Origin of the sequence: Enterobacter asburiae, from assembly GCF_007035645.1 — a bacterium.
GTDB lineage: Bacteria > Pseudomonadota > Gammaproteobacteria > Enterobacterales > Enterobacteriaceae > Enterobacter > Enterobacter asburiae_B.
Genome location: NZ_AP019632.1, coordinates 737654 through 757884 on the forward strand (window position 1 = coordinate 737654; position 20231 = coordinate 757884).

Genomic DNA, 20231 nt, shown 5'->3' on the forward strand with positions numbered 1-20231 from the left:
CCCTAACCCTCTCCCGCAGGGAGAGGGAATTCAATCGATTAATCCTGTCTCAACACCTTGTGCCCGTAGGCCAGCAGCGCGTCGGTGACGTTGCGCATCATGCGGCTTTCTGGCGCAAACCGGTGCCAGAAGAGCATCCGGCGCTGATATAGCCCCGGCGTGAGGTCAATCAGCTCACCGCTTTTCAACTCTTTCTCAATCTGCAGATGCGGGATCATGCAGCAGGTGGTGCCCTGACGCGCAAGCTGCACAAAGGCTTCAGACGAGTTGACGATATGGCACGGCACGCTGCCCGGCGGCAGATCGAAGTTTTGCTGCAGGAACGCCTGATGCATATCGTCCAGATGGTCGAACGCCACGGCAGGGGCTTTCAGCAGCGCGGCGCGGGTGACGCCGTTCGGGAAGTAGCGCTCGGCAAAGGCTTTTGAACCCACAAACAGGTAGTCCAGCGCGCCCAGCTGATCGACAAGACAGCTTGGCAGCGCCTGAGGCTGAATACTGACTGCCCCAACCACTTCACCGCGACGCAGGCGCTCCTGGGTACGGGTTTCATCTTCAACCTGTAAATTCAGACGGATAGGGGAATCCGCTAATACCGGCGCAAGGGCCGGCAGCAGCCAGGTTGCCAGGCTGTCGGCGTTAACCGCCAGAGAGAGCAGCAGCGGCGTAGAGCCCGTTTGTTCGTCACCCAGCCACTCGTCTTCCAGCAGTTCAACCTGGCGCAGCAGGGCGAGAAGCTTTTGCCCTTGCTCGGTTGGACGTGGCGGCACGGTACGCACCAGCAGCGGCTGGCCGAACATGTTTTCAAGCTGTTTGATACGCTGTGATACGGCGGACTGGGTGATGCAAAGCTTTTGCGCCGCGCGCTCAAAACCGCGTTCACGAATAACTGCATCAAGTGCCTGTAGTGTTCTGTAGTCCGGACGTTTCATTGCTCTGGCTGGCTCCTTAATTTTGCTTATTCTGCACTATGACACAATTTTCCCTTCGTGGCAGACGAATTCCATTCGACGTGTTCTATAATGCGCCCTGAGTTTTCACACCACAGGCAAAACGATCATGACGCAGGATGAACTGAAAAAAGCAGTAGGATGGGCCGCTCTCCAGTACGTGCAGCCGGGTACCATTGTTGGTGTCGGTACGGGATCAACCGCGGCACACTTTATCGATGCGCTGGGCACGATGAAGGGGCAAATCGAGGGCGCGGTTTCCAGCTCTGATGCTTCCACGGAAAAGCTGAAAAGCCTCGGCATCACCGTTTTCGATCTCAACGAAGTGGATCGTCTGGGGATTTACGTTGATGGTGCGGATGAAATCAACGGCCACATGCAGATGATCAAAGGCGGCGGCGCGGCGCTGACGCGCGAGAAGATCATCGCCTCCGTTGCGGACAAGTTCATCTGCATCGCGGATGCCTCCAAGCAGGTCGACATTCTGGGTAATTTCCCACTGCCGGTCGAAGTGATCCCAATGGCGCGTAGCGCGGTTGCCCGTCAGCTGGTGAAGCTGGGCGGTCGTCCGGAATACCGTCAGGGCGTAGTCACCGATAACGGTAACGTGATCCTCGACGTTCACGGTCTGGAAATTCTTGACGCGATTGCGCTGGAAAACGCCATCAACGCTATCCCAGGCGTAGTGACCGTAGGGCTATTCGCCAACCGTGGCGCGGATGTGGCGCTGATCGGCACCGCTGACGGCGTGAAAACCATCGTAAAATGATCTGACGGGGGGAGTCCTCCCCCCGCTAAAAAATTTTTGAAAAGCTAAATTCGGTGACTTGTGTCACGTTTTTACGCCTCATTTGCCGATCCTGCCGCGTTTGTAAATTTCCATAGCATTTTCCTCTGACATTTTGCTCTGTATGACTTTTCTTCAGAGTGCCGACGCAAACGTTCATATTGCTGCAATAGTTTTTTTTGATATGTTGGCTACAGCGGATTCATATCCAGCACAACATCAGTTCAGACAAAACAGGGTCGGGTAAATGGCAAAGGTATCACTGGAGAAAGACAAGATTAAATTCCTGCTGGTCGAGGGCGTGCATCAAAAAGCAATCGATAGCCTTCGTGCGGCAGGTTACACCAACATCGAATTTCACAAAGGCGCGCTCGATACCGAAGAGCTGAAAGCGTCCATCCGTGATGCCCACTTCATTGGCCTGCGATCCCGTACTCACCTGACTGAAGAGGTTATTGCCGCGGCGGAAAAGCTGGTGGCTATCGGCTGCTTCTGCATCGGTACCAACCAGGTTGACCTGAATGCCGCCGCCAAACGCGGTATTCCCGTCTTCAACGCCCCGTTCTCCAACACCCGTTCCGTGGCGGAGCTGGTGATTGGCGAACTGCTTCTGCTGCTGCGCGGCATTCCTGAAGCGAACGCCAAGGCGCACCGCGGCGTGTGGAACAAGCTGGCGTCCGGTTCTTTCGAAGCGCGTGGTAAAAAACTGGGGATTATCGGTTACGGCCACATCGGTACGCAGCTCGGTATTCTGGCGGAATCCCTGGGTATGCACGTGTTTTTCTACGATATCGAAAGCAAGCTGCCGCTGGGTAACGCTACCCAGGTTCAACACCTTTCTGACCTGCTGAACATGAGCGACGTGGTGAGCCTGCACGTGCCGGAAAATGCGTCCACCAAAAACATGATGGGCGCGGAAGAGCTGGCGCTGATGAAGCCGGGCTCACTGCTGATCAACGCCGCGCGCGGCACGGTTGTCGATATCCCGGCCCTGGCGGATGCGCTGAAGCGTAAGCATCTGGCGGGCGCGGCCATCGACGTCTTCCCGACGGAGCCTGCGACCAACAGCGATCCGTTTACCTCTCCGCTGTGCGAGTTCGACAACGTGATCCTGACGCCGCACATCGGCGGCTCTACCCAGGAAGCGCAGGAGAATATCGGTCTGGAAGTGGCGGGTAAGCTGAGCAAATATTCCGACAACGGTTCTACGCTCTCTGCCGTGAACTTCCCGGAAGTGTCTCTGCCGCTGCACGGTGGTCGTCGCCTGCTGCACATCCACGAAAACCGTCCGGGCGTGCTGACCGCGATCAACCAGATCTTTGCCGAGCAGGGCGTCAACATTGCCGCGCAGTATCTGCAAACGAACTCGCAGATGGGCTACGTGGTCATTGATATCGAAGCGGATGACGATGTTGCTGAGAAAGCGCTGCAGAGCATGAAGGCGATTCAAGGGACGATTCGCGCGCGTCTGCTGTACTGATGGTGCGAGATAAATGCAAAACGGTAACGATAGTTACCGTTTTTTATGTTTTCACCCTCTCCCTGTGGGAAAGGGCTGGGGTGAGGGCATCAGGCCGCACGCCTGTTTCACCACTCCCACAACTTCGATGGCGTCACTACCGCCGGCAACGGCACATCCCACTTCTCCACCGGCAACGCCTCCACGCCCTGACAATCATGCGCATAACCCACCGGCTGCAACCCGTACTGCTGCCAGTTTTGCAGCGTCCGGTCGTAAAAACCGCCGCCCATCCCTAAACGCTGGCCCTGTTCATCAAACGCCACCAGCGGCGCAATCAATACATCCAGCTGTGACAGCGGAAGCACGTCGCGCACGTCGAGTTTCGGTTCGGTGATTTTCAGGCGATTTACCACCAGTTCGCTGTGCGGATGGTAGTGAAGAAACAGCAAATTACCTTCGCTGAACGGGTGCAGCACCGGCAGATAGACCTTCTTCCCGGCACGCCAGAGCTGCTCTATCAGCGGCTGGGTATCCAGCTCTCCATCAAATGACAGAAATAGCGCAACGGTGTGCGCCATCACGACAGGGGGATACGCCATCATACGGGCGGCGGCCTGCTGGGCAAAATGCGCTTGCTGATCGGCGGTTAACGCACGGCGGCGCTGACGAATTAACTGACGGATGTCCTGGCGTGAAGCAGAAACTTCAGGGAATTGGGTCATGGTAGTCGGTAGAAGAAAAGAGAGGGAATCTCCGAGATGCCGCCGCAGGCTGTAACCCTTGAACCCTTGGTTCAAGGTGAATGTGTCGTCATAGTTTTAAGGCTTCTCGGACGGACCGAGCATGCTCACCAACCATGGAGCGCCACATTCTTGTGGTATGAAATATCGGCTCAGGGGACTGGCCCGCTTGCGAACATCTCAGAGAAATTTTGTCTTCACAGTTACTCTACCATAGTCAACTGAGAAGTGTTATTCAAACTTTGGTCCCGGTCTTTCGGGATTGCGACCTTGATCAAGCAATGCCTGTTCTATGGTCTGCTGGAGCATTTTAATGCGCTGCTCCATGCTTGCCGCGTAGTCGCGGGTCTTCGCTTTTTCCTGAGTCAGTTCATAGCTGATGTTCAACGCGGCGATGAAAACCAGCTGCTCAGTATTTGTGACTCTAGTGCGTTCTTTTAGATCTTGCAACCGCTGATTCAAATCGTCCGCTGCCTGATTCAAAGCATCCCTTTGTTCAGGCGGACAATTCACTCGCAGTGAACGGCCAAAAATCTGGAGATCGACGGGTTGTGCAGACATGCCACCTTCCTGCTGATTGACTGCGCTGCCTTCGCTTACTGCCCCGGGGCTGCGAAGGGGCGACACTATAGCTACCCTGATGTGAAGATACAAGCCCTTTTCTGGTATCACCAGGGTCCAAAGTGGTAGCATATCATGAAACTTCCCCCCTTTGATGACGAATGCTCATGTCTATACAGAACGAAATGCCTGGTTACAAGGATTTAAACCAGTTACTGAACCAGCAGGGAGTTGGTTTAACCCCTGCCGAAATGCACGGTCTGATCAGTGGCATGCTGTGCGGCGGAAACAGCGACAGCTCATGGCAGCCGCTGATCCACGACCTCACGAATGAAGGGCTGGCGTTTGGTCACGAGCTGGCGGAAGCGCTGCGTAAAATGCACGCCGCAACCAGCGATTCGCTGGAAGACGATGGCTTCCTTTTTCAGCTTTATCTGCCTGAAGGCGACGACGTCAGCGTGTTCGATCGCGCCGATGCGCTGGCCGGCTGGGTAAACCACTATCTGCTGGGGCTGGGCGTGACGCAGCCTAAACTGGATAAAGTGACCGGCGAAGCGGGTGAAGCGATTGACGACCTGCGTAACATTGCCCAGCTCGGCTACGATGAAGACGAAGACCAGGAAGAGCTGGAAATGTCTCTTGAAGAGATTATCGAGTACGTGCGCGTGGCGGCACTGCTGTGCCACGACAACTTCACGCGCTCACAGCCGACCGCGCCGGAAGTCCGCAAGCCAACCTTACATTAAGAAAAATAACGCACAGGAGGGTGTCATGGTTATCTCGAGTCAAGAGTATTCCCGCCGCCGTCAGGCGCTGCTGGCAACAATGCAGCCGGGCAGCGCCGCGCTGATTTTTGCTGCGCCCGAAGTCACGCGCAGCGCCGACAGCGAATACCCCTATCGCCAGAGCAGCGATTTCTGGTACTTCACCGGCTTTAACGAGCCGGAAGCGGTGCTGGTGCTGATTAAGAGCAATGACACCCACAACCACAGCGTGATTTTCAACCGCGTGCGCGATCTGACGGCCGAAATCTGGTTTGGTCGCCGCCTGGGCCAGGAGGCCGCACCGGCGAAGCTGGGCGTTGACCGCGCGCTGGCGTTTAGCGAAATCAACCAGCAGCTCTATCAGCTGCTTAACGGCCTCGACGTGCTCTATCACGCGCAGGGTGAATATGCCTACGCCGATGAGATTGTTTTCACCGCGCTGGATAAGCTGCGCAAAGGCTCGCGGCAGAACCTGTCCGCGCCGGCCACGCTGACGGACTGGCGTCCGGTGGTGCATGAAATGCGCCTGTTCAAGTCTGAAGAAGAGCTGAATTTGATGCGCCGTGCGGGCGAAATCAGCGCGTTGGCGCACACCCGCGCCATGGAAAAGTGCCGCCCCGGGATGTTCGAATACCAGCTGGAAGGCGAAATACATCACGAATTTAATCGCCACGGCGCGCGTTATCCCTCCTACAACACCATTGTTGGCGGCGGAGAAAACGGCTGCATTCTGCACTACACCGAAAACGAAAGCGCGCTGCGCGACGGCGATCTGGTGCTGATTGACGCCGGTTGCGAATATCAGGGCTACGCGGGAGACATCACCCGTACTTTTCCGGTGAACGGTAAATTCTCACCGGCACAGCGCGCCATTTACGACATCGTTCTCGAGTCGCTTGAGACGGCGCTCAGGCTGTATCGTCCCGGAACCTCCATGCAGGAAGTGACCGGCGAAGTGGTGCGCATCATGATTACCGGTCTGGTCAGGCTCGGGATCCTGAAAGGGGAGGTCGACACCCTGATCGCTGATAATGCGCATCGACCATATTTCATGCACGGCCTGAGCCACTGGCTGGGGCTGGATGTGCATGACGTTGGCGCGTACGGCACCGACCGTTCGCGCGTGCTGGAGCCGGGCATGGTGTTAACCGTGGAGCCAGGCCTGTATATCGCACCGGATGCCGACGTGCCTGAAGAGTACCGCGGGATTGGCATTCGCATCGAAGACGACATCGTGATCACCGAAACCGGTAACGAAAACCTGACCGCGAGCGTCGTGAAAAACGCTGACGATATCGAGGCGCTGATGGCAGCGGCACGCGCATGAGCGTGATTATCGTTGGCGGCGGCATGACCGGGGCCACGCTGGCGCTGGCCATTTCGCATTTGACGAAGGGGCAGCTTCCGGTGCACCTGGTGGAAGCCGTCGCGCCGCAGGCAAAAAATCATCCCGGTTTTGATTCGCGCGCTATTGCCCTGGCGCAGGGTACCTGCCAGCAGCTGTCCCGTATTGGCATCTGGCAGGCCATCGCCGATTGCGCGACGGCAATTAAAACCGTTCACGTAAGCGATCGCGGCCATGCTGGCTTTGTCACGCTGGACGCGCAGGATTACCGCATTGACGCGCTGGGTCAGGTTGTCGAGCTGCACGACGTCGGATTGCGTCTGTTTCGTCTGCTCCAGGATGCGCCGGGCGTCACGCTGCATTGTCCGGCGCGCGTGGCCAGCGTGAGCCGCAGTGAGGCGTCGGTCAGCGTGACGCTGGAAAACGGTACCGTGCTTGAAGGCCAGCTTCTGGTCGCCGCGGACGGCTCGCGCTCATCTCTCGGCGCCCAGTGCGGCGTGGAGTGGCGTCAGCAGCCTTACGGGCAGGTTGCGGTCATTGCGAACGTCTCTACCGCAGCTGAACACCACGGCAGGGCGTTTGAACGCTTTACGCAGCATGGCCCGCTGGCGATGCTGCCGATGTCGGACGGGCGCTGTTCGCTTGTCTGGTGTCACCCGCAGGATAAGGCCGAAGAGGTTAAAGCCTGGTCAGACGAACGTTTTTGTACCGAGCTGCAGAAAGCCTTTGGCTGGCGGCTGGGGCGTATTACCCATGCTGGACAGCGGGCGGTTTACCCGCTTTCGCTGACTACTGCCTCTCAGTCCATCTCCCATCGTCTGGCGCTTGTCGGTAATGCCGCTCAGACGCTGCACCCCATCGCGGGGCAGGGGTTCAACCTTGGCCTGCGGGATGTTATGAGTCTGGCGGAAACCCTTTCTCAGGCGTGGGGCGAACAAAAAGACTGTGGCGCATACCCGGTGCTCAGCCATTACCAGAAGCGCCGCCAGGTGGATAAAGAGGCGACGATTGGCGTCACCGACAGCTTAGTCCATCTTTTTGCCAATCGCTGGGCACCGCTGGTTGCGGGTCGCAACCTCGGGCTAATGGCGATGGAATTATTCATTCCGGCACGTGACGTGCTGGCGCAGCGGACTCTTGGTTGGGTCGCGCGTTAAGGAGTTATCACCGTGCAAAATGTTGATGTCGCCATTGTTGGCGGCGGTATGGTCGGACTGGCTCTGGCCTGTGGTTTACAGGGCAGCGGCCTGCGCGTGGCGGTGCTGGAGCAAAAGCAGCCTCAGCCCGTTGCGCCAGATGCCCCGCCGGAACTCCGCGTCTCGGCGATCAATGCCGCCAGCGAGAAATTGCTGACGCACCTTGGCGTCTGGGCAGATATTGTGGCGCAGCGCGCCAGCTGCTATCACGGCATGGAAGTGTGGGATAAAGACAGCTTTGGTCATATTGCTTTTGATGATGAAAGCATGGGCTACAGCCATCTGGGTCATATCGTCGAAAACGCGGCGATCCACCACGCGCTGTGGCAGAAAGCGCAGCAGTGCAGCGACGTGACGCTGATTGCGCCTGCGCAGATCCAGCAGGTGGCGTGGGGTGAAAACGAGGCGTTTATCACCTTACAGAGCGGCGACATGCTGACCGCGCGTCTGGTGGTCGGTGCTGACGGTGCGAACTCCTGGCTGCGGAATAAAGCCGATATCCCGCTGACCTTCTGGGATTACCGCCATCATGCTCTGGTGGCGACGATCCGTACCGAGGAGCCGCACGGCGGCGTGGCGCGGCAGATTTTCCACAACGACGGCATTCTGGCGTTCCTGCCGCTTGCCGATCCGCACCTATGCTCGATTGTCTGGTCCCTGGTGCCTGAAAAAGCCCAGCTGATGCAGGAGGCGACGCCGGATGCCTTTAACCAGGCGCTGTGCATGGCGTTTGATAACCGCCTTGGCTTGTGCACCCTTGAAAGCGAGCGGCAGGTGTTCCCGTTAACCGGCCGCTACGCGCGTCAGTTTGCGGCGCATCGTCTGGCGCTGGTGGGGGATGCGGCGCATACCATTCATCCGCTGGCCGGGCAGGGCGTCAACCTTGGCTTTATGGACGCGGCGGAGCTGGTTGAGGAACTGCGTCGCCTGCATCGCGAAGGCAAAGATATCGGTCAGCATCTTTACCTGCGTCGCTACGAGCGCAGCCGCAAGCACAGTGCGGCGATGATGCTGGCGGGCATGCAGGGCTTCCGCGAGCTGTTTGCCGGCGCAAATCCGGCGAAAAAACTGCTGCGCGATATTGGTCTTAAACTGGCCGATACGCTTCCTGGCGTCAAACCTCAACTTCTTCGCCAGGCGATGGGTCTTAACGATCTTCCCGACTGGTTACGCTAATCTCGATCCCCGTCACACTTTATTTTCCCGGCCTCTGCGCCGGGGAAATTCCCTCGTTTGAAATATTCTAATTTCACGTCATTTTTCGCATTAGAAAATCTAATCTACGGGATTTTATGTTACGGAAATTCGGCCCGTTTTTCCGCATGAAATATCACCATGTGCTAAATCCTGTTAGATCATTGTTAATTTTGTGCGGGGTTAATCGCATTTTTCCAGTGAATAACTCTGTAGGCTTTTTAGCGTTTTTTGGTCATAAGCTAATGTGATGACCCGTTTTACCTTATGGTTAACCGCCGGTTTCGGTGGTAAGTTCGGGTAAAAGAGAACGTTTGCGTCGGCGCCAGGTGACGGGGCCGATACCGGGTTTCACGGTGAATTTTTCAACGAGGACAAGATGGCTCAACAGACTCCTTTGTACGAACAACACGTGTTATGCGGCGCCCGCATGGTGGACTTCCATGGCTGGATGATGCCGCTGCACTACGGCTCGCAGATTGATGAGCACCACGCGGTGCGCACCGATGCCGGTATGTTCGACGTGTCCCACATGACGATTGTCGATCTGCGCGGTAGCCGCACCCGGGAGTTTTTGCGTTATCTGCTGGCAAACGATGTCGCCAAACTGAAGACGCCGGGTAAAGCGCTCTATACCGGCATGCTGAACGCCTCGGGCGGCGTGATTGATGACCTTATCGTCTATTACTTCACTGAAGATTTCTTCCGCCTCGTTGTCAACTCCGCCACCCGCGAAAAAGACCTCTCCTGGATCACCCAACACGCCGAACCTTATGCCATCGACATCACCGTCCGTGACGATCTGTCGCTGATCGCCGTGCAGGGGCCGAACGCGCAGGCGAAAGCCGCATCTCTGTTTAACGACGAGCAGCGCAAAGCAACCGAAGGCATGAAGCCGTTCTTCGGCGTGCAGGCGGGCGATCTGTTTATCGCCACCACCGGCTACACCGGTGAAGCGGGCTACGAAATTGCGATGCCGAACGAGAAGGCCGCTGATTTCTGGCGCGCGCTGGTGGAAGCGGGCGTGAAGCCGGCGGGGCTGGGCGCGCGCGATACGCTGCGTCTCGAAGCGGGGATGAACCTCTACGGTCAGGAGATGGATGAAGGCGTCTCTCCGCTGGCCGCCAACATGGGCTGGACCATCGCATGGGAACCGGTTGACCGTGACTTTATTGGCCGTGAAGCGCTGGAGATGCAGCGCGAGAAGGGCACTGAACAGCTGGTGGGTCTGGTGATGACCGAGAAGGGCGTGCTGCGCGGTGAACTGCCGGTGCGCTTTACCGATGCTGACGGCAATCCTCGCGAAGGCGTGATCACCAGCGGTACCTTCTCCCCGACGCTGGGCTACAGTATTGCACTGGCACGCGTGCCGGCGGGCATTGGCGAAACGGCGGTGGTGCAAATCCGCAACCGCGAAATGCCGGTCAACGTGACCAAACCGATTTTTGTTCGCGCCGGTAAGCCGGTCGCCTAATCATTTTTATCAGGAGAACTTCAATGAGCAATGTGCCAGCAGAACTGAAATACAGCAAAGAACACGAGTGGCTGCGCAAAGAGGCGGACGGCACTTACACCGTAGGGATCACCGAGCACGCGCAAGAGCTGCTGGGCGACATGGTGTTTGTTGACCTGCCTGACGTGGGCACGACCGTTAGCGCGGGCGACGACTGCGCCGTGGCGGAGTCCGTAAAAGCGGCTTCTGATATCTACGCTCCTGTAAGCGGTGAAATCGTTGCCGTCAACGACGCGCTGAGCGATTCGCCAGAGCTGGTGAACAGCGAGCCTTATGAAGGCGGCTGGATCTTCAAGATCAAAGCCAGCGACGAATCTCAGGTTGCCGCGCTGCTGGATGCGACCGCGTACGAAGCACTGTTAGAAGACGAGTAAGCCATTATCCCTCTCTCCTTTCGGGAGAGGGCAGGGGCGAGGGTGCCCATCTTCCCCTCACCCTAACCCTCTCCCAGAGGGAGAGGGAACTTAAATTCACTGCACGTTTCAGGAACCATCGCTCATGACACAGACTTTAAGCCAGCTTGAAAACCGTGGCGCCTTCATTGAACGTCACATTGGGCCGGATGCTCAGCAACAGCAGGAGATGCTGAAGACAGTTGGCGCGGATTCATTAAACGCACTGATCGGCCAGATTGTGCCAAAAGACATCCAGCTTGCCACGCCGCCTCAGGTGGGGGAAGCCACCACGGAATTCGCCGCGCTGGCGGAGCTGAAGGCTATCGCAGGCCTGAACAAGCGCTATAAGTCTTACATTGGCATGGGCTACACCAACGTGCAGTTACCGCCGGTTATCCTGCGCAACATGCTGGAAAACCCGGGCTGGTACACCGCTTACACCCCGTACCAGCCGGAAGTCTCTCAGGGCCGTCTGGAAGCGCTGCTGAACTTCCAGCAGGTGACGCTGGATCTGACCGGTATGGATATTGCCTCCGCCTCGCTGCTGGATGAAGCGACCGCCGCCGCCGAAGCAATGGCGATGGCAAAACGCGTGAGCAAGCTGAAAAATGCCAACCGCTTCTTCGTCGCGGCGGACGTGCATCCCCAGACGCTGGACGTGGTGCGCACCCGCGCGGAAACCTTCGGCTTTGACGTGATCGTAGACGACGCTGACAAAGTGCTGGATCACCAGGACGTCTTCGGCGTGCTGCTGCAGCAGGTGGGCACCACCGGCGAAGTTCACGACTACGGCGCGCTGATTGCCGAGCTGAAAACCCGCAAAGTGGTTGTCAGCGTTGCCGCCGATTTTATGGCGCTGGTGCTGCTGACGGCGCCGGGTAAACAGGGCGCGGATATCGTATTCGGTTCAGCGCAACGCTTCGGCGTGCCGATGGGCTACGGCGGCCCGCACGCGGCGTTCTTCGGCGCGAAAGATGAATTCAAACGCTCTATGCCAGGCCGTATTATCGGCGTCTCAAAAGACGCTGCCGGTAACACCGCGCTGCGCATGGCGATGCAAACTCGCGAGCAGCACATCCGCCGCGAGAAAGCGAACTCCAACATCTGTACCTCGCAGGTGCTGCTGGCAAACATCGCCAGCCTGTACGCCGTGTTCCACGGCCCGGCTGGCCTGAAGCGCATTGCCAGCCGCATTCACCGTCTGGCCGATATTCTGGCCTGCGGTCTGCAGCAGAAAGGCCTTAAGCTGCGCCACGCTCACTACTTCGACACCCTGTGTGTGGAAGTGGCGGACAAAGCGGCCGTGCTGGCGCGCGCGAATGCGGCAGAGATCAACCTGCGCAGCGACATCCACAACGCCGTCGGCATTACGCTGGATGAAAGCACCACCCGCGACGATATCCTGAACCTGTTCAGCGTGTTGCTGGGTGACGCGCACGGTCTGGACATTGATGCGCTCGACAAAGAGGTCGCGCTCGACAGCCGCTCCATTCAGGAAAGCATGCTGCGTAACGATGCGATCCTGACGCATCCGGTGTTTAACCGCTACCACAGCGAAACCGAGATGATGCGCTATATGCACTCTCTGGAGCGCAAGGATCTGGCGCTGAACCAGGCGATGATCCCGCTGGGATCCTGCACCATGAAGCTGAACGCCGCGGCGGAGATGATCCCGATCACCTGGCCTGAATTCTCCGAGCTGCACCCGTTCTGTCCGCCAGAGCAGGCGGAAGGTTATCATATGATGATCAACCAGCTTTCCGACTGGCTGGTGAAACTGACCGGTTATGACGCGCTCTGCATGCAGCCGAACTCCGGCGCGCAGGGCGAATACGCGGGTCTGCTGGCGATCCGCCACTATCACGAAAGCCGCAACGAAGGTCACCGCGATATCTGCCTGATCCCAAGCTCCGCCCACGGTACCAACCCGGCTTCTGCGCAGATGGCGGGCATGGAAGTGGTGGTGGTGGCGTGCGATAAGAACGGCAACATCGATCTGGTCGACCTGCGTGCGAAAGCCGAGCAGGCGGGCGACAAGCTCTCCTGCATCATGGTGACCTACCCGTCTACCCACGGCGTGTACGAAGAGACCATCCGTGAAGTGTGCGAAGTGGTGCACCAGTACGGCGGTCAGGTTTACCTCGACGGCGCGAACATGAACGCTCAGGTGGGCATTACCTCTCCGGGCTTTATCGGCGCGGACGTGTCGCACCTGAACCTGCACAAAACCTTCTGCATCCCGCACGGCGGTGGCGGCCCGGGCATGGGCCCAATCGGCGTGAAAGCGCACCTGGCACCGTTTGTACCGGGCCACAGCGTAGTGCAGATTGAAGGCATGCTGACCCGTCAGGGCGCGGTCTCCGCGGCACCGTTCGGTAGCGCCTCTATCCTGCCAATCAGCTGGATGTACATCCGCATGATGGGCGCGGAAGGGCTGAAGCAGGCGAGCCAGGTGGCGATCCTGAACGCCAACTACATTGCGACTCGCCTGAAGTCTGCCTTCCCGGTGCTCTATACCGGCCGCGACGGTCGCGTGGCGCACGAGTGCATCCTCGATATTCGTCCCCTGAAAGAAGCGACGGGCATCAGCGAGCTGGATATCGCCAAGCGTCTGATCGACTACGGCTTCCACGCGCCAACCATGTCGTTCCCGGTTGCGGGTACGCTGATGGTTGAGCCAACGGAATCTGAAAGCAAGGCCGAGCTGGACCGCTTTATCGACGCGATGCTGGCGATCCGCATGGAGATCGACCGCGTGCAGGACGGCGAGTGGACGCTGGAAGATAACCCGCTGGTTAACGCTCCGCACACCCAGCATGAGATGGTTTCCGAGTGGAACCACGGTTATTCCCGCGAGCTGGCCGTCTTCCCGGCAGGCGTGGCAAACAAGTACTGGCCGACCGTGAAGCGTCTTGATGACGTCTACGGTGACCGTAACCTGTTCTGCTCCTGCGTGCCGATGAGCGAATACCAGTAATATTATTGGTGTAGTAACGTAGGCCGGGTAAGGCGAAGCCGCCACCCGGCTTTTTTATTGGGAGAAGCGAATGGCAATTGCACTGGTCACCGGCGCCAGCCGGGGCATTGGGAAAGCCACCGCGCTGCAGCTGGCGCGCGAAGGCTACACCGTGGCGGTGAACTATCACCACAACATTAAAGCCGCGACGGACGTGATCAACCAGATCGTTGAAGCGGGCGGTAAAGCGTTTGCCGTCCGCGCGGATATCAGTGATGAAGCCCAGGTGCTGGCGATGTTTGACAGCCTCGATCGTGAAGGCGAGCCGCTTCGTGCGCTGGTCAATAATGCGGGCATTCTGTTTGAGCAATCCACTATCGAGAACCTCTCCGCTGAGCGCATTAACCGCGTCCTGGCGACCAACGTCACGGGCTACTTTCTCTGCTGCCGGGAAGCGGTAAAACGCATGTCCTTCAGGCATGGCGGCAAGGGCGGGGCGATAGTGAACGTCTCTTCCGCCGCGTCGCGCCTTGGGGCGCCGGGTGAATATGTGGATTATGCCGCGTCGAAGGGGGCGGTCGATTCGCTGACAACCGGGCTATCGCTGGAAGTGGCGGCGCAGGGCATTCGCGTCAACTGCGTACGTCCGGGGCTGATTTATACCGATATTCATGCGTCCGGCGGAGAGCCGGGGCGAGTGGATCGCGTGAAATCGTTGCTGCCGATGCAGCGCGGCGGCCAGCCGGAAGAGGTGGCGCAGGCGATTGTCTGGCTGCTGAGCGAGAAGGCGTCGTACGTAACGGGCAGTTTTATTGAGTTGGCGGGCGGGAAGTAAACCCCTCACCCTAACCCTCTCCCAAAGGGAGAGGGGATCAAGCGTAGCGCCGCCCGGCGTTACGGCGTTAAAGTTTCTCGCCGTTGCTGGCAATCACTTCCTTATACCAGTTAAAGCTCTTCTTGCGGGAACGCGACATGTCGCCCGTGCCGTCGTCGTGCTTGTTCACGTAGATAAAGCCGTAGCGCTTGCTGTACTGGCCGGTGGTGAACGACACGCAGTCGATGCAGCCCCATGGCGTATAGCCCATCAGATCCACGCCGTCGTGCGTCACGGCTTTGATCATCTCTTCCACGTGGGCACGCAGGTAGTCGATGCGATAGTCGTCGTTGATGCTGCCGTCTTCTTCCACCTTATCGTAGGCGCCGAACCCGTTTTCCACGATAAACAGCGGTTTCTGATAACGTTCGTACAGTTCGCACAGGGAATAGCGCAGGCCTACCGGATCGATCTGCCAGCCCCAGTCGGACGCTTTCACGTGCGGATTCGGCACGCTGCCTTCGAAGCCGGAAATCGCATCGCCGGTACCGCCTTCCGCTTTCACCGCGTTGGTCATGTAGTAGCTGAAACCTAAGTAGTCGCAGGTACCTTCACGCAGGATCTGCTCGTCGCCTGCCTCCATTTTGATGGAGAAGCCGCGGCGCTCCCACTCGTTCAGCACGTAGGACGGGTAGTAACCACGCAGCTGGACGTCGGTAAAGACATAGCGCTCGCGCATGGATTCCTGGGCGAACATCACGTCTTCCGGTTTGCAGGAGAACGGATAGAGCGCCACCATCGCCAGCATGCAGCCGACTTTCATCTCAGGGTTGATGCGGCGCGCGGCTTTCACAGCCAGGGCGCTGGCCACAAACTGGTGGTGCAGGACCTGGTACATGGTTTCTTCCGGATTGTCATGTTCGGTATAGACCACGCCCGAGCAGCAGTAACCGAACAGCGGCGCGCGCCAGTTACGCTGGTTATTGATTTCGTTGAAGGTCATCCAGTATTTGACCTTGTTTTTGTAGCGCTCAAAAACTACTTCCGCGAAGCGCACGAAGAAATCGACCACTTTACGGTTGGTCCAGCTACCGTACTCCTGCACCAGGTGCAGCGGCATTTCGAAGTGGGAGAGGGTGATCACCGGTTCGATGTTGTATTTCAGCAGCTCGTCGAACATGTCGTCGTAGAACTTCAGCCCCTCTTCGTTTGGCTGCGTTTCGTCACCTTTCGGGAAGATGCGCGTCCAGGCGATAGAGGTGCGGAAGCACTTGAAACCCATCTCGGCAAACAGCTTGATGTCTTCTTTATAGTGGCCGTGGAAGTCGATGGCCTCGTGGTTTGGGTAGTATTTACCCGGCACTACTTCCTGGGTGATTTCGCGCGGGACGCCGTGCGCACCGCCGGTCAATACGTCACAAATGCTTGGCCCTTTTCCGCCTTTGTTCCAGCCGCCTTCAACCTGGTGAGCGGCAACCGCGCCGCCCCATAAAAAATCTTTTGGTAAGGTTAATTTTTTCATCGCTGCTCTTCTCAATAAATGGCTTATTGGCATCGAGTCTAGCAAAGCGAAATTGAATGTCACGATATAACAATTCACAGTAAATGTGATTTGTCACATCAAAAAAACAGGGTGTTTTATTCTGTGAGTTTCTTCGCCAGTTTACGTCCGAGAGACTCCAGAATATAAATGACGGGAATTTGCGTGGTGATGTCGTAGACGCCTGCAATACGCGTCTGAGGAACATGCCAGGAGAGATTAAAGTCCGCCAGTTTTGCGAGACGCGAGTGCTCATGGCTGGTTATCGAGAGCACCTTGCAGTGATGCAGGCTGAACTGGCTGGCAAAGCGAAGGATCTCCTCGGTCTCGCCCGAGACGGAAAGCACAATCGCCAGCGCATTTTTCGCCATATCATTGGTGACCGGGAAATAAGGATCATCAATATGGTTACTGAATTTCCCGATATTAGAAAAGAAGCGTGCGCCATATTTTGCCAGCGAACCCGATGTTCCGGCACCGACAAATATAATTCGCTCTGACGATAAAATAATATCAACCGCCTTATCTAATAACGCATCGAACTCTTCATTATTCACGCTTTTAAAAAAGCTGATAATTTCGCTGGCACCGAAATTCGCCTGCTGGGGCTCGTTCTGTTCAAGATAAAGCTTAAAGCGCACCCGAAATTCAGAATACCCTTCGCAGTTAAGCTTGCGGCAAAAGCGCAGGATGGTCGTGGTTGAGACGTCTGCCGCATCCGCCAGCTCGCGGATGGTCATGTACATCACTTTGTCACGATTTTTTATGACATAGTTGTAGACCATCATCTCCAGGTTATTGAGACTGGCAATGGCGGAATGGGAGAACATGCTCACAATGGCTACACTCACTCATCAGACTTTTCTTCAGGGAATAATAACATGCAGCCAAACGACATCACTTTTTTTCAGCGCTTTCAGGACGACATCCTGGCCGGGCGTAAAACCATCACTATCCGGGATAAAAGTGAATCCCATTTCAAAACCGGCGATATCCTGCGGGTGGGGCGTTATGAGGATGATGGTTATTTTTGCACCATCGAAGTAACAGGAACGTCAACCGTTACGTTCGACACATTGACGCAAAAACATGCTGAACAGGAGAACATGACCCTGGATGCATTGAAAAGCGTGATCGCAGAGATTTACCCCAGGCAGAACCAGTTTTATGTAATTGATTTTAAATGTTTATAATTTAAATCGAAACGCGCGTTCGCTGAAATTAAAGTGTAACTGTCTGATTATAATTTAGAAACGTTATGTTTAACTTTATTTTAGCTAACGGGTGTTCACTGGAATCATTCTCAGTTAGCATAGTTATGCGATGAATAATCATCTTTTGTTTTCCCGGAGTTTTGTATGGTGAGCAGACCATTAATCGCACAGGGATATTCGCTGGCTGAGGAAGTAGCCAACAGCATCAGCCACGGCATTGGCCTGGTGTTTGGGATTGTCGGTTTAGTGTTATTGCTGGTGCAGGCGGTGGACGCCAATGCCAGCGCGATGGCCATTACCAGCTACAGCCTGTATGGCGGGAGTATGATCCTGCTGTTCCTGGCGTCGACGCTGTATCACGCGATCCCGCATCAGCGGGCCAAGATGTGGCTCAAGAAATTTGACCACTGCGCTATCTATCTTCTGATTGCAGGCACTTACACACCGTTTCTGCTGGTGGGGCTCAACTCACCGCTGTCGCGTGGCCTGATGATTGTTATCTGGAGCCTGGCACTGCTGGGGATCCTGTTTAAGCTGACCATCGCGCACCGGTTTAAGGTGCTGTCACTGGTCACCTATCTGACAATGGGCTGGCTGTCGCTGATTGTGGTGTATCAACTGGCAGTCAAATTGTCGGTAGGGGGCGTAACGCTTCTGGCCTTAGGCGGCGTGGTGTACTCGCTCGGCGTGATTTTCTACGTCTGCAAGCGCATCCCATACAACCATGCCATCTGGCACGGCTTTGTGCTGGGCGGCAGCGTATGCCACTTTTTGGCGATCTATTTGTACGTGGGGCAGGTGTAGTTTTTTCCACCGTGCGGGCCGCCCTCTCCCACAGGGAGAGGGAGGGCACCTGGATACGATTACTCTTCTAACGAATATGGCAACGGCTCGATGCTCAGCGTGTTCGCATCGTCACGCACGCGAAACACGCTATCGGCTTCCATGTCGTTGTTCATGACGGCCTGTACCAAAAGACGTCCATCATCGAGCTGTACGGCGGCTAACACGGTGCCGGTGCGGCGCCAGTTATCACCCATCTTCAGCTCTAAGTCTTCACCCGCTTCAGGTACACGGCTGGCATGGCCCGCCAGCGTCCAGAGCGCTCGTTTGTTAGCTCCGCGGAATTTTGCACGCGCCACCATCTCCTGGCCGGTGTAACAGCCCTTTTTAAAGCTGATGCCCCCCAGCGCCTGCAGGTTCGTTGCCTGAGGAATGAACTGCGCGCTGTTTGCGGCGTCAATCACCGGCAGACCCGCTTCGATGTTCAGCGCCAGCCACTGCTGACTATTATTGAGCTGCGCTTCGCCGCGCAGCGCTTCGGTCACGCGTTCGGCTGTTGTCGCATCCGTGACTAACAGGAAACGCTCCGCCGGGTGTTCAAACCACAGGATGGAGGTCGCGCCTTCGCTGACCACCTGCTTTTCTGCATCCGGCAGTTCGCTGAAGAGATTTTTCAGCGCCGCAAGCGCCTGAAAACCGGCCACTCCCAGCAGGACATGTTCGTCGTCCGGGGCGATAGTGACTTTGGAGAAGACCGCGTACTTCTTCAGCTCTTTGAGCTGGGCCTCTTGCAGGCTGCGGCGCTCAATAAAGGCAAAGCCGTCCTGACGGCGGAAGAGTCGCAGGTTGCTCCACATTTTGCCTTTTGGATCGCAATGCGCTGCCAGCAGGTGCTGGTGTTCGGTCATCTGGCTGACGTCGGCGGTCACCTGGCCCTGCAGATATTTTTCGGCGTCGGCACCGGTGAGCGTTGCCAGCGCCCAGTCATCAAGAGAAATAAGCGTCAGCGGCAGACGCGCAGAGGCGGCGGGCTGGCGAGGAGAAAATGGTGTAAATGCCATAATGATATCCTGAATTGCTTAACGCTTTGATAATGCCTAATGGTAAAAGAGCCTGCAGGCAATGCAAGCGCTTTCAGCAGACCATTTGTGCCCTAAACCGGTTATGCGTAGCGCTACGCAAAATAATGTAATCCGCTGTCTTTGTAGGGATTATTCTGGAAGCCTGCTCGGCGATCGCAATATTCCAGTAATGAAACGGTCAAAAACACGTTACACTAGCTGGTGTCCCCGTAGAGAAATAAAGAACACTGAACGGGGTACCGACTGTGCCAAACGTAATGCAGGAAACTGAACATGGATATTAACAACAAGGCCCGTATTCACTGGGCGTGCCGTCGCGGCATGCGTGAACTTGATATTTCCATCATGCCTTTCTTCGAATATGAGTATGACAGCTTAAGCGATGATGATAAGCGTCTGTTTGTTCGCCTGCTGGAGTCTGACGATCCGGATTTATTCAACTGGCTGATGAACCACGGCAAACCCGCCGACACCGAGTTGCAACGGATGGTGCAATTAATTCAAACACGGAATCGGGAACGTGGTCCTGTGGCAATCTGATCTTCGCGTCTCGTGGCGCTCGCAGTGGATGTCTTTATTGCTCCACGGCCTGGTTGCGGCCTTTGTTTTGCTGATGCCGTGGCCGCTGAGCTATACGCCGCTGTGGCTGCTGTTACTGTCGTTTGTCGTTTTTGACAGCGTACGCAGCCAGCGTCGCATTAATGCCCGTCAGGGAGAGATTAAATTACTGATGGATTCCCGCCTGCGCTGGCAGGGTAAAGAGTGGGATATTCTCGGTATGCCCTGGATGCTCAACTGCGGCATGATGTTACGGTTACGCAAGGTGGACGGCGGGCGTTGCCAGCATCTGTGGCTGGCGGCTGACAGTATGGATGCTGCCGAGTGGCGAGACCTGCGCCGGATGCTGTTGCAACAGACGACGCAGGGGTAATGCG

Annotated in this window: 20 protein-coding genes and 1 other RNA gene; 14 read left to right on the forward strand and 7 right to left on the reverse strand. The window is 56.7% G+C overall.

Translation table 11 applies throughout. The features are described 5' to 3' along the window. Positions 1-38: 38 nt before the first annotated feature. Positions 39-932 (reverse strand): DNA-binding transcriptional regulator ArgP, encoded by an 894-nt coding sequence (argP, locus tag FOY96_RS03550; protein WP_143346511.1) that lies wholly within the window; start codon positions 930-932, stop codon positions 39-41. 127 nt (positions 933-1059) lie between these two features. On the opposite strand from argP, the gene rpiA reads away from it, so the two are divergent. Together rpiA and serA are read left to right on the forward strand one after the other, a co-directional pair. Continuing rightward, entirely contained in the window at positions 1060-1719 is a 660-nt protein-coding gene (gene rpiA / locus FOY96_RS03555; protein ID WP_014885151.1) for a ribose-5-phosphate isomerase RpiA, read from the forward strand. Between the two features lie 265 nt (positions 1720-1984). Beyond that, positions 1985-3217, forward strand: a complete 1233-nt coding sequence (gene serA, locus FOY96_RS03560; RefSeq protein WP_023333318.1) for a phosphoglycerate dehydrogenase — start codon at positions 1985-1987, stop codon at positions 3215-3217. Between the two features lie 107 nt (positions 3218-3324). Here serA and FOY96_RS03565 read toward each other — a convergent pair whose 3' ends face one another. The 3 genes from FOY96_RS03565 to zapA all read right to left on the reverse strand — a co-directional run bounded on the left by FOY96_RS03565 (position 3325) and on the right by zapA (position 4500). After that, complete coding sequence (locus tag FOY96_RS03565) at positions 3325-3921, reverse strand: 5-formyltetrahydrofolate cyclo-ligase (RefSeq protein WP_143346512.1); 597 nt, start codon at positions 3919-3921, stop codon at positions 3325-3327. A 24-nt stretch (positions 3922-3945) separates the two neighbouring features. Further along, positions 3946-4129: non-coding RNA, 6S RNA (gene ssrS / locus FOY96_RS03570), on the reverse strand. A 41-nt stretch (positions 4130-4170) separates the two neighbouring features. Continuing rightward, positions 4171-4500 carry a cell division protein ZapA gene (zapA, locus tag FOY96_RS03575; protein ID WP_006811891.1) on the reverse strand — a complete coding sequence of 110 codons (330 nt, stop codon included), beginning with the start codon at positions 4498-4500 and terminating at the stop codon, positions 4171-4173. Positions 4501-4667: 167 nt separating this feature from the next. On the opposite strand from zapA, the gene FOY96_RS03580 reads away from it, so the two are divergent. The 8 genes from FOY96_RS03580 to FOY96_RS03615 all read left to right on the forward strand — a co-directional run bounded on the left by FOY96_RS03580 (position 4668) and on the right by FOY96_RS03615 (position 14698). Then, positions 4668-5246 carry a YecA/YgfB family protein gene (locus FOY96_RS03580; protein WP_029739212.1) on the forward strand — a complete coding sequence of 193 codons (579 nt, stop codon included), beginning with the start codon at positions 4668-4670 and terminating at the stop codon, positions 5244-5246. A gap of 31 nt (positions 5247-5277) precedes the next feature. Beyond that, complete coding sequence (gene pepP, locus FOY96_RS03585; RefSeq protein WP_143347749.1) at positions 5278-6591, forward strand: Xaa-Pro aminopeptidase; 1314 nt, start codon at positions 5278-5280, stop codon at positions 6589-6591. Next, positions 6588-7766, forward strand: coding sequence for a 2-octaprenyl-6-methoxyphenyl hydroxylase (gene ubiH / locus FOY96_RS03590; protein WP_143346513.1), 1179 nt, complete (start codon positions 6588-6590; stop codon positions 7764-7766). Before pepP ends, ubiH begins: the two co-directional genes overlap by 4 nt. 12 nt (positions 7767-7778) lie before the next feature. Further along, a complete protein-coding gene (gene ubiI / locus FOY96_RS03595; RefSeq protein ID WP_143346514.1) occupies positions 7779-8981 on the forward strand; it encodes an FAD-dependent 2-octaprenylphenol hydroxylase in 1203 nt (400 codons plus the stop codon). Positions 8982-9378: 397 nt separating this feature from the next. Further along, on the forward strand, positions 9379-10473 hold the full coding sequence (gcvT, locus tag FOY96_RS03600; protein WP_045888319.1) for a glycine cleavage system aminomethyltransferase GcvT: 1095 nt from the start codon (positions 9379-9381) through the stop codon (positions 10471-10473). A 23-nt stretch (positions 10474-10496) separates the two neighbouring features. Beyond that, complete coding sequence (gcvH, locus tag FOY96_RS03605; RefSeq protein ID WP_008499718.1) at positions 10497-10886, forward strand: glycine cleavage system protein GcvH; 390 nt, start codon at positions 10497-10499, stop codon at positions 10884-10886. A 124-nt stretch (positions 10887-11010) separates the two neighbouring features. Then, positions 11011-13884 carry an aminomethyl-transferring glycine dehydrogenase gene (gene gcvP, locus FOY96_RS03610; RefSeq protein WP_143346515.1) on the forward strand — a complete coding sequence of 958 codons (2874 nt, stop codon included), beginning with the start codon at positions 11011-11013 and terminating at the stop codon, positions 13882-13884. A gap of 70 nt (positions 13885-13954) precedes the next feature. Further along, positions 13955-14698, forward strand: coding sequence for an SDR family oxidoreductase (locus FOY96_RS03615; RefSeq protein WP_032660097.1), 744 nt, complete (start codon positions 13955-13957; stop codon positions 14696-14698). Between the two features lie 67 nt (positions 14699-14765). On the opposite strand, the gene bglA is transcribed toward FOY96_RS03615, so the two are convergent. Beyond that, positions 14766-16199, reverse strand: coding sequence for a 6-phospho-beta-glucosidase BglA (bglA, locus tag FOY96_RS03620; protein WP_033146593.1), 1434 nt, complete (start codon positions 16197-16199; stop codon positions 14766-14768). Positions 16200-16315: 116 nt separating this feature from the next. Continuing rightward, on the reverse strand, positions 16316-17047 hold the full coding sequence (locus FOY96_RS03625) for a MurR/RpiR family transcriptional regulator (protein WP_032660101.1): 732 nt from the start codon (positions 17045-17047) through the stop codon (positions 16316-16318). 51 nt (positions 17048-17098) lie between these two features. On the opposite strand from FOY96_RS03625, the gene yqfB reads away from it, so the two are divergent. After that, positions 17099-17410 (forward strand): N(4)-acetylcytidine aminohydrolase, encoded by a 312-nt coding sequence (gene yqfB, locus FOY96_RS03630; RefSeq protein WP_033146592.1) that lies wholly within the window; start codon positions 17099-17101, stop codon positions 17408-17410. A gap of 165 nt (positions 17411-17575) precedes the next feature. Then, positions 17576-18235 carry a PAQR family membrane homeostasis protein TrhA gene (gene trhA / locus FOY96_RS03635; RefSeq protein WP_023309101.1) on the forward strand — a complete coding sequence of 220 codons (660 nt, stop codon included), beginning with the start codon at positions 17576-17578 and terminating at the stop codon, positions 18233-18235. Between the two features lie 59 nt (positions 18236-18294). Here trhA and ygfZ read toward each other — a convergent pair whose 3' ends face one another. Then, complete coding sequence (gene ygfZ, locus FOY96_RS03640; RefSeq protein WP_143346516.1) at positions 18295-19275, reverse strand: tRNA-modifying protein YgfZ; 981 nt, start codon at positions 19273-19275, stop codon at positions 18295-18297. A gap of 294 nt (positions 19276-19569) precedes the next feature. Between ygfZ and sdhE the strand changes: the two genes are divergently transcribed. Both sdhE and FOY96_RS03650 read left to right on the forward strand, forming a co-directional pair. Beyond that, a complete protein-coding gene (gene sdhE, locus FOY96_RS03645) occupies positions 19570-19836 on the forward strand; it encodes an FAD assembly factor SdhE (protein ID WP_010435322.1) in 267 nt (88 codons plus the stop codon). Beyond that, on the forward strand, positions 19817-20227 hold the full coding sequence (locus FOY96_RS03650) for a protein YgfX (RefSeq protein ID WP_021242050.1): 411 nt from the start codon (positions 19817-19819) through the stop codon (positions 20225-20227). The genes sdhE and FOY96_RS03650 overlap by 20 nt, the downstream gene beginning before the upstream one ends. Positions 20228-20231: the final 4 nt, after the last annotated feature.

What these genes read in the sequence shown, in the direction of transcription:
- argP (WP_143346511.1), bottom strand. Translation starts at nt 932, where the DNA reads ATGAAACGTCCGGACTACAGAACACTACAGGCACTTGATGCAGTTATT.
- rpiA (WP_014885151.1), top strand. Translation starts at nt 1,060, where the DNA reads ATGACGCAGGATGAACTGAAAAAAGCAGTAGGATGGGCCGCTCTCCAG.
- serA (WP_023333318.1), top strand. Translation starts at nt 1,985, where the DNA reads ATGGCAAAGGTATCACTGGAGAAAGACAAGATTAAATTCCTGCTGGTC.
- FOY96_RS03565 (WP_143346512.1), bottom strand. Translation starts at nt 3,921, where the DNA reads ATGACCCAATTCCCTGAAGTTTCTGCTTCACGCCAGGACATCCGTCAG.
- zapA (WP_006811891.1), bottom strand. Translation starts at nt 4,500, where the DNA reads ATGTCTGCACAACCCGTCGATCTCCAGATTTTTGGCCGTTCACTGCGA.
- FOY96_RS03580 (WP_029739212.1), top strand. Translation starts at nt 4,668, where the DNA reads ATGTCTATACAGAACGAAATGCCTGGTTACAAGGATTTAAACCAGTTA.
- ubiH (WP_143346513.1), top strand. Translation starts at nt 6,588, where the DNA reads ATGAGCGTGATTATCGTTGGCGGCGGCATGACCGGGGCCACGCTGGCG.
- gcvT (WP_045888319.1), top strand. Translation starts at nt 9,379, where the DNA reads ATGGCTCAACAGACTCCTTTGTACGAACAACACGTGTTATGCGGCGCC.
- gcvH (WP_008499718.1), top strand. Translation starts at nt 10,497, where the DNA reads ATGAGCAATGTGCCAGCAGAACTGAAATACAGCAAAGAACACGAGTGG.
- gcvP (WP_143346515.1), top strand. Translation starts at nt 11,011, where the DNA reads ATGACACAGACTTTAAGCCAGCTTGAAAACCGTGGCGCCTTCATTGAA.
- FOY96_RS03615 (WP_032660097.1), top strand. Translation starts at nt 13,955, where the DNA reads ATGGCAATTGCACTGGTCACCGGCGCCAGCCGGGGCATTGGGAAAGCC.
- bglA (WP_033146593.1), bottom strand. Translation starts at nt 16,199, where the DNA reads ATGAAAAAATTAACCTTACCAAAAGATTTTTTATGGGGCGGCGCGGTT.
- FOY96_RS03625 (WP_032660101.1), bottom strand. Translation starts at nt 17,047, where the DNA reads ATGTTCTCCCATTCCGCCATTGCCAGTCTCAATAACCTGGAGATGATG.
- yqfB (WP_033146592.1), top strand. Translation starts at nt 17,099, where the DNA reads ATGCAGCCAAACGACATCACTTTTTTTCAGCGCTTTCAGGACGACATC.
- trhA (WP_023309101.1), top strand. Translation starts at nt 17,576, where the DNA reads ATGGTGAGCAGACCATTAATCGCACAGGGATATTCGCTGGCTGAGGAA.
- ygfZ (WP_143346516.1), bottom strand. Translation starts at nt 19,275, where the DNA reads ATGGCATTTACACCATTTTCTCCTCGCCAGCCCGCCGCCTCTGCGCGT.
- sdhE (WP_010435322.1), top strand. Translation starts at nt 19,570, where the DNA reads ATGGATATTAACAACAAGGCCCGTATTCACTGGGCGTGCCGTCGCGGC.